Below are 12454 nucleotides of genomic sequence, written 5' to 3' on the forward strand. Positions count from 1 at the left end.
TACTGTTTACATAATTGGCGGTTCCGTTTGTGAAGTTTAAATTGTTACCATTATAGCTAAATCCAGAACCGAAACGGTTGTAAAAGATAGGTTTTCTGATATGATAGAGGCAGCATCACAACCTTCTACAGTATCTAAAATTCCGTCATTATCATCATCTAAATCTACACTGTTAGGAATTCCATCTCCATCAGTATCAATAAAAGTACTTGTATTATCTCTCCAATCTATTTCGCCACCTGTAGGATTGTCTCGGAAAGTCGTTAAAAGGAGTTTCATCGAAATTACCGTTAACGTCTGTATAATTGTCAGAATTCTCATAACTAGAATCTAAACCATTTAAACCGAAATTACCATGTAAAGACAAATTAGCTTCTGCGCTATCAGATGTTCCGTCATTATCAGAATCTAAATCTAAATAATCTGGAATGGTGTCATTAGAATTATCCGTATTTACAGGAGTTATATCTGTACCACCTTGTGCAGTTTCATAATTATCATCTAAACCATTATTATTTGCATCTGTAAAACCAGCGTTTGGTGCACCACTAGGAGCTATGTATGCGTTTGTAGCTTGCGCTTCAATGCTATCTGGAATACCATCGTTGTCACTATCTAAATCTAAATAGTTTGGTACACCATCGTTGTCACTATCTAAAGAACAATTTGTATTTTGTATAATTCCGATGGCATCGACTTCATAATCTACTGTGTTTATAGTACCTTTTGCAAATCTAAGATATCTAAAACTTACGTTTGAAGTTACAATTGTATTTTGAAAAGTAACATTATTAGTACTTTGCGGACGTATGGGGTGTAATAAATAAGTGCTGTTATCAGAAGATTCGCTTAAATCTATATATGCTGTGCCCGTAGTTACATTATTTCTTCTTCTCCAGGTAATTTGATATTGAGTTCCTGCAGGATAGGTTTGTCCGAAATCAAAATCAAAGGTACTAGTGCCGTTATAAACTTGCCCGAAATTACCGTCTGGTTCTCCAATAATATTATTAGAGTTTACAATACTAACTTCAGATTCTATAAATCCATTATCATATTTAGCACATTCGGTAGCATAACCTTCTAATGTATCAATAATTCCATCATTATCATTGTCGATATCTATAGAATTAGCGATACCGTCACCGTCTGTATCAATGAAACCAGCAACAGATACATCTCTCCAATTTACGTCATTTGGCAATCCTAAACTAGCATTATTGTCTTGATCTGGAAAGTTGTCTACTTGAGTATTATCGAAAGATCCGTTTACGTCTGTATAATTATCTTCATTATCATAAATATTATCTAAACCATTCTCGCCAACGTTGCCGCTTAAAATTAAATTAGCTTCTACAGTATCAGGTACAGTGTCATTATCAGAATCTAAGTCTTTATAATCTGGCTCTCCGTCATTTTCAGAATTTACTGGAATAATTGCAACACCTGCTGTTCCACCAGCAACTACTGGATCATAATTGTCGTCTAACCCATCATTGTCAATGTCGGTAAATCCGTTTCCTACAGATCCACTTGGGGCAATATATCCATTTGTGGTTTGAGCTTCGATGTTATCCGGAATTCCGTCATTATCGGTATCTAAATCTAAGTGATTAGGAATTCCGTCATTATCAAAATCAAAAATATCAGGAACACCATCTGAGTTTGAATCTATATAACTTGTGTTAGAGCCATCACCAGTACCATCATCTCTAGTATCTAGATAATTTGGCAGTTTATCACCATCTTCATCACCTAAAGGATCATAAGTGGTTGCACCTACTGTTAACTCTTCTGTATCTAGAACCCCGTCATTATCATCATCAACATCTACAATATCTGGTACGCCATCATTATCAGTATCTAATTCTTCGATCGCATTTAATTCTATTGCTATTTGTAAACTTTCTAAACCTTGATATGGAAACGGACCTTCGTCTGCATCTGTTCTTGGGTAAAATGAGATATTCATGTTACGGAATTAGGTTGTGCAATAAAAACAATATTGTTAGTTCCCCATTTATCTCTAGTTATAGATGAAATAGTTTGTCTTCCATTATTATCGATTTCAAAATCAAATTGATCCATATAAGTTCCGAATAATAAGAATTGGCTGGATCAGTACCGTCTGCATTTGATAAAGCTGTAAGTGTGTAAATTTTTAAAATATAAATTTTGTTTGCTACTAACTCTCCCATAATAGCAGTTACAGATTCTTCTGAACCAGCTAAACCTATACCATCACCAATATCTCTAATAGATACCCATGTTAAGTCTCCTGTTGGAGGCAGAGGTAGAGGGTTTACCCAAGTAGCATTACCACCAGCACTTCCTTGTCCACCGGTATTAAATCTATTAGAAATATCTGGTGTACCACCAGTATCTAACCAATTTGTAGGTGTACAGTTACCGCAATTTGAGGTTACTGTACCTGTACCAGGAATTGTTTGTGAGTAAGAATTATTAGTAATTGTTAAAAATGCAATTAACAAAAAAGATAATGTAAAGTTATTTCTTTTGTTTTTTAGATTCTGAACTTCCCCAAATTCAAGAATCCTAAGAAAAACATTTGTCATTTAATAAGATTTATTGTTTAAAAACACTAGTGTCAAATGCAAATATAATGTTAAAATTTTAACAATACAACAATCAATTAAATACTAGGTTTTTAAGTCATAAATACTTGATTTGTTAACTAGGTGTTTACACGTGTTTTCTTTTTTGGATTAAATTTAATTAATTAAAGATATTTTTAATTAAGGTGAAATAAATTTTTGATAAAATATATATTAAAAATAACTATACTAATATTTATAAAATGTTTAATTTTAAGCAATTGTTATTTAATAAAACCATACATATTTAAAATATGAAAAATTATATATCTACAAGTATTGTTGTTGTTTTTTTGTTGTTTGTTGTGGGAGATTTATGTTCTCAAGAAGTGCCGCCAATCGATGTTTTTACAACAGAAGAATATGGTGGTGAAAATCAAAATTGGTCTATTTCACAATCTGATAATAAATATATATATGTAGCAAATAACAAGGGTTTGTTAGAGTATAACGGGGAAGATTGGGAGTTGTACATTACACCAAACGAAACTATAATGCGTTCTGTAAAATGCATTTCTAACAGAATCTATACAGGATTTTTTATGGATTTTGGTTTTTGGGAAAAGGATGAGTTTGGTTTACTTAAATTTTCTTCTTTGGTTGAAACTGAAAAGGTAAAAATGCTAGAAGATGAGCAAATTTGGGAGATAATAGAGTTGGATGGATGGGTGTTGTTTAAGTCTTTGCAGAGAATATATTTATACAGCTTAGAAACTCAGAAAATAAAAATTATAGAAAGTTTTAATGAAATTACAAAGATTGCTAAAGTAAAAGATGTAGTCTATTTTCAAGATTTCGAAAAGGGATTGTTTAGAATTGAAAATGGCGCGTCTCTTTTGGTTTCTGAAAATGAAATATTTAAAAATAACAAATTAACAAACATTTTTCACTTTAATGGAAAACCTCTTTTTTTGACACAAAATAAAGGGTTTTATTACTTCGAGAATAACAAAGTGCAAAAATGGAAAATTGAAGCAGCTACTAAATTAGAAGATAATACTATTTATAGTGCGCAATTATTGGCAAACGAATCTTTTGTTTTAGGTACAATTTCTAATGGATTACTATACTTAAATAAATTTGGTGAAATTGAATATGAACTCAATCAGAATTTAGGCTTAAGCAATAACACAGTATTATCTATTTTTGAAGATTTTGAAAAAAATTTATGGTTAGGCTTAGATAACGGAATTAATCTTGTGAATTTTAATTCTCCTTTTAAAACGTTTTCAAATCAAAAAGAGTTTTTGGGTACGATTTATACATCTTTATTACATAAAGGAAATATGTATTTAGGAACAAACCAAGGGTTATTTGTTAAAAAATACAATACAAAGGAACCTTTTACTTTTGTTAAAGGTACGCAAGGTCAAGTTTGGAATTTAAAATCAATTAAGGGAACTTTATTTTGTGGTCATGATTCAGGAACTTTTATAATTGATGATAAAAAAGCAAAATTAATCTTTGATTCCCAAGGAAGTTGGGATTTTAAATCTTTTGATAAAGACTTTGTTTTACAAGGAAGTTACGACGGTTTATATGTTTTACAGAAAAAAATGACAATTGGGTTGTAAGAAATAAGATTAGTGGTTTTAAAAACTCTAGTAGATATTTTTTGATATTTGACAACTTTGAAATTTTTGTAAATCATGAATATAAAGGAGTTTTTAAACTAAAGGTTGATGCAGATTTAAGAAGTGTTATAAGTTTAGAAAAAGAAGAGTCTGTTCGCAAAGGCTTACATTCTAGTCTACTTAAATATAAAGATGAAGCTTTATACGCATCTAAAGAAGGTGTTTTTAAATATGATTTTACTAATAATGTTTTTAAAATTGATTCTACTTACAGTGAGTTATTGCCAAAAAGAAATTTTATATCTGCAAAATTAATTGCAGATAATACAACGAATAAATTGTGGTCTTTTACAAGTGATGGACTTCGATATTTAAGTCCTGGAGCTTTAAGTGATAAACCAAATTTAAATATTATTCCAGTTAAAAATACTTTATATAAAGGTGCTTCGGTTTCGAAAATATAATTCATTTAGATAATGAAAAATATTTAATAGGTACAATAAACGGATACTTAATAGTAGACTTAAACAAGATAAAGCTTCCTAAGAGTTTTACTATTAATATAACCAATATTATTAATTATGAAATAGATCAGCCATTTAAAAATGTAAACTTAACCAAAGAAGCTAATTTTAAAACTAAGGAAAATAGCGTAGAGTTTTCTTACAGTGTTCCTAGTTTTAAAAGTGGAGCGAACTTAATATATCAGCATAAATTAGAAGGTTACAATAGTAAGTGGAGTACTTTTTCTGAATCAAATAAAACACTCTTTGAGAACTTACCACATGGTAATTATACTTTTAAGGTAAGAGCTTTAGCATCTGGTAAAGTTAGTAGTAATGTAGCTAGTTTTAACTTTAATATTGCGAAGCCATGGTTTTTATCTGAATTTGCAATTGTAGTATATATTTTGATTTTTATTTTGATGGTGTTTATTTGGTATGTTTTATCTAAAAAATATTACAACGATAAACAGCAAAAGCTTTTGTTAAAAGCCCAAAAAGAGTTAGAGCTAAAAGAATTAGAAAGTTCTCAAAAAATTATCAAGCTTAATAATGAAAAATTAAGAAATGATATTGCTAGTAAAAATAGAGAATTGGCAACATCTACAATGAGTATTATTAAGAAAAATGAGTTTTTAAGTAATTTAAAAACCGAACTTCTTAAAGGTAAGGAACAAAACATTTCGAAGGTTGTTAAAATTATAGATAAGAATTTAAACAATACAGACGATTGGAAAATGTTTCAAGAAGCATTTAATAATGCAGATCAAAAATTCTTAGATAAGATGAAAGAGAGGCATCAAAATTTAACCCCTAATGATTTGAGGTTGTGCGCTTACCTTAGATTGAATTTGTCTTCTAAAGAGATTGCTCCTTTGTTAAATATATCACCAAGAAGTGTTGAAGTAAAGAGGTATCGATTGCGTAAAAAGATGGATTTGGATCACGATATCAACTTAACAAATTATATTTTGGATATCTAATACCACATCAATAGGTGTTAAGACCTATACATAACCACAACATTTGTATTTAACTTAAGTTTTTGAGGCTTTATCTTTCCATGTAAAATAAGGGATTATAAAGTGTTTTTAGATAAAAATTGCTATGTATGTTTTTTGTTCAGGTGTTTTTTATTAATTTAATAATTTATTGATGTTAAATTTATCAAAAAAATAAAACTCTTTATTTATGAGAAAACAAATCACATTTTTACTTCTATTATTTATAGGTTTTTGTGCAACTGCACAAACTGTAAATATAAAAGGTGTTGTTAAAGATGCCGCTACTGGCGATCCGCTACCAGGAGTTAGTGTAATATTAAAAGGTACATCTAAAGGAACAAATACAGATTTCGATGGAAATTACTCTTTAACTAATATAGATAAAGGAGTAATTTTAGTTTTTAGATATTTAGGTTATGCAGAAAAAGAAGTTACTGTTACTTCTAGTAATTTAAATGTATCCTTAACAGTAGAATCTGAATCTTTAGATGAAATAGTTGTAGTTGGTTACGGCGCACAAAGAAAAAAGGAAATTACAGGTGCAGTTGCTGTAGTTTCTAGTGAAGAAATTCAGAATTTAAAGCCAACAAGAATAGAGCAGGCTTTACAAGGGCAAGTTGCTGGTGTTAACATAACATCTTCTTCTGGTGCACCAGGTGCTGCTTTAAATATTCGAATTAGAGGTATTTCTACAAACGGAAATAACAATCCTTTAATCTTAGTAGATGGTAATGTAATAGAAGATTTAAGTGTCATCAATCCTTCTGATATCGAATCTATGAATGTTTTAAAAGATGCTTCTGCTGGTATTTACGGTGTTCGTGGTGCAAATGGAGTTATCATTATTACAACAAAATCTGGTAGAAAAAATACTGAGTTTAAATATAACTTAAACGCATATGCAGGTTTTCAAAGAACTACAAGAAGCATCAGTTTACTTAACGCTACAGAGTATGCTCTTTTAGCGAATGAAGCTTTTGCCGCTAACGCAGAGTCTTTACCTTTTAGTAATATATCTGGTTTGGGTGTTGGTACAGATTGGCAAGACGAAGTTTTTAAAGATGCAGCAATTTCTAGTATAGATTTTAATGCTACTAAAGGTACCGAAAAATCTACCTATTCATTTGGGGCTTCTCATTTAGATCAAGATGGTATTGTAGGTGGTTCTAAAGCGAATTTTAATAGAACTACAGCTAAATTTAATTTTAGTACAGATATTTTAAAGAATTTAAAGTTTACTTCTTCTTCAATTTATACAAATACAAATAGAAGAGGTTTGCGAGAAAATGCTTTGGGTTCTGTGTTATTTAATGCCTTAAATATGCCTTCTAATATTTCTGTTAGAGATGCTAATGGCGATTATTCTTTTGCACCAAATACAGGTGTTGGTATAGAAGTTGTAAATCCTTTAGCACAAACAGAGAATGCTTACAATAGAACTTGGGTAAATAAATTTGCGGGTAGTTATGGTTTAAATTATTCTTTTTTAGACGGATTTTCTGCTGAATCTAGAATTCAGTTTAACCATGCATCAGTAAAAACTAAAAGTTATAGTCCAGAGGTTTATTATGGTTCGGTAAGGTTTTTAATACGGTAAGTGCTCTTGCAGATTTAACAGATGCAAATAATACTTCATCTGTTTTTGAAAGTGAACAAACTTATAAAGATTATACTTTTGATGCTTTGTTAAAATATGAAAAGACATTTAATGATGTTCATGATGTAAAAGTGTTATTAGGTACATCGGTTTTTAGATCTCAAGGAATTAACGAATCTAATTTATTAGGTTTTGGAGCCAATGGTAATACATTAGAAAGTGTTAGTGTTGCAGGTTCAGATACATCGCAAGATAATTTAGCATTAAGTAATCAACCAAGACGTTTTTTTGATAGTAGGTTATTATCTTATTTTGCAAGATTACAGTATAATTATGACGGAAAATATTTAATGTCGGCAGTAATTAGAAGAGATGGATCTTCTAATTTCGGACCTAAAAATAAATTTGGTTATTTCCCCACTGCATCTGTAGGTTGGGTAGCTTCTAAAGAAAAGTTTTTAGAAGATAGTTCTGTATTAAGTTTCTTAAAATTGAGAGCTAGTTATGGTGTAATTGGTAACGATAGAATTTCGAGCTTCGGTTTTGTTTCTACATTATCAGGAGAAGGAGAATATGTTTTTAACAATCAATTACAATTTGGTACTGCACTTGGGGCAATTTCGAATCCAGAAATTAAATGGGAAAAACAAATTCCTTTAGATATTGGTGTAGATTTAGAGCTTTTTAATAAGATAAATATTACTGCAGATTATTTTAACAAAAGAACAGAAGATTTATTACTAAATCCGGAAGTTTCAGGAATCTTAGGAGCTTCTGCACCAGGTTCGGAAGTCCTATTGTAAATGCAGGGACTGTAGAAAATAAAGGTTTCGAATTCTCAATTGGTTATAAAGAAACTATCTCAGATGATTTTAACTTCGGAATTAAGTACAATTTCACAACTTTAGAAAATGAAGTTTTATTTGTAGGTAATGAAAGCGGCGTTTTATTTGGCGGTTCTTTTGGCGTAGGTCAAGATCCTCCTTCTAGGATGGAAGCAGGCATGCCAATTGGTTATTTCTACGGATATCAAACTGACGGAATTTTTCAGACACAAGCAGAAGTAGATGCACACGCAACACAAACAAATGCAAATCCTGGAGATTTAAGGTTTAGAGACATCAATAACGATGGTGAGATTACAAATGAAGATAAAACCTATATCGGAGATCCTATTGCTGATGTAACTATGGGTTTAAATTTCTCTTTTGATTATAAAAATTTCGATTTTAACATGTATGCTTTTGCATCTCTAGGAAATGAAATTATAAGAAACTTCGAAAGAAATTTACCATTAACAAACAGACCAAGATATTATTTAGATAGATGGACAGGTGCTGGAACATCAAATACTTTTCCGAGAGTTACAACAGGAGCAAACAGTAACTCACTTTTTTCTGACTTTTTTGTAGAAGATGGTTCTTTTGTAAGGTTGCAAAATATACAATTAGGATATTCTTTAGATCAAAAAATATTAGAACAAGTAGGTTTAAGCAAATTCCGTTTTTATGTATCAGCTAATAATTTAGTTACGTTAACAAAATATAGAGGTTACGACCCAACAACTTCTAACGGAGCGCCGATTGGTGGCGGAATTGATCAAGGATTTTATCCAACGCCAAAGACTTTTTTAGTAGGATTAAATGTTAATTTTTAAAAAATAGACCATGAAAAAATTACATATAAAATATTTAGCTTTCTTCTTATTCTCTTCAATTTTAATTACGAGTTGTAGTGATGATTTTGTTGATGTAGAATCGACAGCAGAAAACTCAGAAGATTATTTTAATACAGAAGAAGATTATCAAAATGCTCTAATAGGAGCTTATGATATGTTACAATCTTCATATTTAAACGTTTTGTTAGGTGAAATAGCATCAGATAATACATTAGCTGGCGGAGAAAGTGCAACAGATGTAGTCGCTATTCAAGAAATTGATGACATGATTCATACATCCGAAAATCAGCAATTAAGAGATATTTGGGGTTGGATGTTTGCAGGAGTAAACAGAGCGAATTATATACTAGAATTTAAAGACAAAATAGATTTTTCTGGTAAAGAAGAAGTTGTAGCACAAGCAAGATTTTTAAGAGCTTATTATTATTTCGAGTTGGTAAAATGGTTTGGTGATGTGCCTTTGGTTGTCGATCAAAGAATTCTTTTTGGAGATCAGTTTAATGTAGATAGAACTCCAAAATCAGAGGTTTATGCACAAATAGAACAAGATTTAATTTTTGCTGCAAACAATTTACCATACGTTCAGTCAGAAACTGGTAGAGTAACAAAAGGAGCTGCAGAAGCTTTATTAGGTAAAGCATATTTATATCAGAATAAATTTACAGAAGCTGCCGATGTTTTAGATAATTTAATTTTAAACGGACCGCATAGTTTAGTTACAGATGCAGCAACTTTTATGGATTTGTTTGAAAATGATAATGAAAATAGTGTAGAATCTGTGTTTGAGGTTCAATATACAGAAACGCAAGGTGCAGGTTTTGGTTGTTTACAGTGTAGTGAAGGTAATGTTGCTGTTGGTTTTAACGGTGTAAGAGGTTATGAAGGACCGGAGTTTACTCGGCTTTAGTTTTAACGTGCCGGTGCAAGATTTAGTAGATGCTTTTGAAGACGGTGACATGCGAAAAGATATTACAATTTTAGATATCAATGCTTGGGCAACTCAAACAGGAGCAGAATTTAATACTGGTTTCGAACATACTGGTTATTTTAATAAAAAATATCTACCAAGAAAAAGAGGTACAGATGCACAAGCCGATAGAAATTTAACAAATCCAAATAATTACAGAGCAATTCGTTTTGCAGATGTTTTGTTAATGGCTGCAGAAGCTCATAATAGAAAACCATCGGCAAATGATGCTAAGGCTTTAGAGTATTTAAATTTAGTAAGGCAACGTGCTTTTGGAGATATGTTACACAATATCTCAGAAACAGGAGCAAATTTAACAGCTATTATCTTTAATGAAAGAAGATTAGAATTAGCTGGTGAAGGGCATCGATTTTTCGATTTAGTAAGAACGGGAGAAGCAGCAGCGAATATTTCCGGTTTTCAAACGGGTAAAAATGAGCTGTTTCCAATTCCGGCAATAGAAATTCAATTAACAGGTAATCGTTGGTCTCAAAATCAAGGATACAATTAATAGTTAAAAGATGAAAAAAATAAATAATATATATAGATTCTTTATCGTGTTGATCTTGTTTACAGCGTGTAAAGATAATTTAAACGACCTTTCTTTTGCAGATAATATATCAGCACCAACAAATGTTACAGCTAATTATAATATCAAGCAAGATAATACTGGCGAAGTTACAATTACGCCAAATGCAGAAGGAGCAACTAATTACGATGTTTATTTTGATGCAGATACTACTACGCCTGTTAATTTAGAACAAGGCGAAAGTGCATCTAATGTTTATACAGAAGGTACGCACGATGTAAAAATTGTTGCTTATAATTTAAACGGAGATAAAACTGAAGCCATACAACAATTGGTAGTTTCATTTAAAGCACCTCAGAATATAGTTGTAGTTTTAGAAAATGATGCAGCCATATCTAAACAGGTAAATATTACGGTAAATGCAGATTTTGCATCAATGTTCGATTTTTATTCAGGTGAAGTAAATGCAACAGAACCAGTTTCCGGTAATATAGGTGAAACTATTTCTTACCTTTATAAAGAAGCAGGTGATTATTCAATTAAAATTGTAGCAAAAGGAGCGGCAATTGCAACTTTAGAATATACAGAAGAATTTACAGTAACAGAAATTTTAGCGCCATTAGAAGCGGCACCAAATCCGAAGAATAGAAAAGCAGAAGACGTTGTTTCTATTTTTAGTGATGCTTATACCGATGTAACATTAAACGAATTACCTACAACGTGGTCTTCTTCGGTTTCGAGGCAATTACAATAGATAATAACAATGTTTGGAAACTAACAAACTTAGATTTTGTGGGTATGGTTACCAATTACGATAGCGGTATTGATGTATCTTCTATGGAAAAATTACACATAGATTATTGGGTGCCAAATGACGCTATAAATGAGTTGTTGGTTAAAATAGTAAACACAGTAGACGGAGGTGAAGATGAAGAATCTTTAGGTACAACCGTTGGTGGTTCTTGGCAAAGTATAGATTTAGATATTACAGGTTTTGACGGCGGTGATCTGGCAAATAAAAATAAGATTACTCAAATTTTAATTGATTCTGATGGCATTTCGAATGTAGTTTATATAGATAATTTCTATTTCTATAAAGAACCAGATGCTTCAACTACTTTTAATGACGGTTTATTAACAAACGGAGATTTTGAAAACGGAAGTGAAGCTTGGTTAGTTGGTGTTGATGATAACTCTTCTGCACCGGTAGTAACAGATAATGGTAATACATATTATTCTGTAAATGTAACAGCTGCCGGAAATCCTTATGACGTAAACTTAAGTCAGAAAGTAGAAATTATTCAAGGTAATACTTACACATTAACTTTTGATGCTTGGTCAGACGTAAATAGACCAATTATTGCCGGTATTGGTTTAAGTGCTTCACCTTGGTCTAATACAACAGAAACGGTTAACATTACGACAACAAGATCAACATATTCAATAACACTTATGGCTACAGAGTTTGGAGCAATAGATGCGAGAGTAATTTTTGATATTGGTGCAGCAGTTGGCTTGGTAAATATTGATAACGTATCATTAATAGTGGGAAAAGGAAACGTTTTAAATAATTCAGATTTTGAAAACGGAAGCGAATCTTGGTTAATAGGAGTAGATGACAGCTCATCTGCACCAGTAGTTACAGATAATGGCAATACGTATTATTCTGTTAATGTAACAGCTGCTGGTAATCCTTATGATGTAAACTTAAGTCAGAAGGTAGAAATAGTTCAAGGGAACACATACACATTAACTTTTGATGCTTGGTCTGATGTAAATAGACCAATTATTGCCGGTATTGGTTTAAGTGCAGCACCTTGGTCTAACACATCAGAAACTGTAAACATTACAACAGAAGTAACAACTTATAGTGTAAGCTTAACAGCAACTGATTTTGGAGCAACAGATGCCGAAGTAATTTTTGATTTAGGTGCAGCTGTAGGGCAAGTAAATATTGATAATGTTTCATTATCTAGTAATTAAATCT

General features: G+C 31.3%; 11 protein-coding genes and 2 pseudogenes. 10 read left to right on the forward strand and 3 right to left on the reverse strand.

The genetic code is table 11. The annotated features are described in order from the left end of the window. Positions 1-36: 36 nt before the first annotated feature. Genes ACZ1HD_RS05915 through ACZ1HD_RS05925 form a run of 3 tightly spaced genes read right to left on the reverse strand, consistent with a single transcriptional unit; the run spans position 37 to position 2576 of the window. On the reverse strand, positions 37-279 hold the full coding sequence (locus ACZ1HD_RS05915) for a hypothetical protein (protein ID WP_472688894.1): 243 nt from the start codon (positions 277-279) through the stop codon (positions 37-39). Beyond that, positions 215-1972 carry an autotransporter outer membrane beta-barrel domain-containing protein gene (locus tag ACZ1HD_RS05920; RefSeq protein ID WP_472688895.1) on the reverse strand — a complete coding sequence of 586 codons (1758 nt, stop codon included), beginning with the start codon at positions 1970-1972 and terminating at the stop codon, positions 215-217. The genes ACZ1HD_RS05915 and ACZ1HD_RS05920 overlap by 65 nt, the downstream gene beginning before the upstream one ends. A gap of 58 nt (positions 1973-2030) precedes the next feature. After that, positions 2031-2576, reverse strand: coding sequence for a hypothetical protein (locus ACZ1HD_RS05925; RefSeq protein ID WP_472688896.1), 546 nt, complete (start codon positions 2574-2576; stop codon positions 2031-2033). A gap of 293 nt (positions 2577-2869) precedes the next feature. Here ACZ1HD_RS05925 and ACZ1HD_RS05930 point away from each other — a divergent pair, with 293 nt between their 5' ends. The 10 genes and pseudogenes from ACZ1HD_RS05930 (at position 2870) to ACZ1HD_RS05975 (ending at position 12450) form a co-directional block, all read left to right on the forward strand. After that, positions 2870-4189 (forward strand): two-component regulator propeller domain-containing protein, encoded by a 1320-nt coding sequence (locus tag ACZ1HD_RS05930; protein WP_472688897.1) that lies wholly within the window; start codon positions 2870-2872, stop codon positions 4187-4189. 41 nt (positions 4190-4230) lie between these two features. Then, on the forward strand, positions 4231-4653 hold the full coding sequence (locus ACZ1HD_RS05935; protein WP_472688898.1) for a hypothetical protein: 423 nt from the start codon (positions 4231-4233) through the stop codon (positions 4651-4653). 236 nt (positions 4654-4889) lie between these two features. Beyond that, positions 4890-4994 (forward strand): annotated as a pseudogene (locus ACZ1HD_RS05940) (triple tyrosine motif-containing protein); the annotation flags it as partial. 180 nt (positions 4995-5174) lie between these two features. Beyond that, positions 5175-5675: a helix-turn-helix transcriptional regulator gene (locus ACZ1HD_RS05945; protein ID WP_472688899.1), complete on the forward strand. Its 501-nt coding sequence runs from the start codon at positions 5175-5177 to the stop codon at positions 5673-5675. 208 nt (positions 5676-5883) lie between these two features. Then, a complete protein-coding gene (locus ACZ1HD_RS05950; RefSeq protein ID WP_472688900.1) occupies positions 5884-7293 on the forward strand; it encodes a SusC/RagA family TonB-linked outer membrane protein in 1410 nt (469 codons plus the stop codon). An 86-nt stretch (positions 7294-7379) separates the two neighbouring features. Further along, complete coding sequence (locus ACZ1HD_RS05955; RefSeq protein ID WP_472688901.1) at positions 7380-8096, forward strand: hypothetical protein; 717 nt, start codon at positions 7380-7382, stop codon at positions 8094-8096. Between the two features lie 188 nt (positions 8097-8284). Beyond that, a complete protein-coding gene (locus tag ACZ1HD_RS05960; protein ID WP_472688902.1) occupies positions 8285-8950 on the forward strand; it encodes a hypothetical protein in 666 nt (221 codons plus the stop codon). A gap of 10 nt (positions 8951-8960) precedes the next feature. Continuing rightward, positions 8961-10449, forward strand: a pseudogene (locus ACZ1HD_RS05965) (RagB/SusD family nutrient uptake outer membrane protein). Between the two features lie 10 nt (positions 10450-10459). After that, positions 10460-11221: a hypothetical protein gene (locus ACZ1HD_RS05970; RefSeq protein ID WP_472688903.1), complete on the forward strand. Its 762-nt coding sequence runs from the start codon at positions 10460-10462 to the stop codon at positions 11219-11221. Next, a complete protein-coding gene (locus ACZ1HD_RS05975; RefSeq protein WP_472688904.1) occupies positions 11188-12450 on the forward strand; it encodes a carbohydrate binding domain-containing protein in 1263 nt (420 codons plus the stop codon). Before ACZ1HD_RS05970 ends, ACZ1HD_RS05975 begins: the two co-directional genes overlap by 34 nt. The last annotated feature ends 4 nt before the right edge of the window (positions 12451-12454 follow it).

This window comes from Polaribacter sp. HA6-7, from assembly GCF_055693625.1.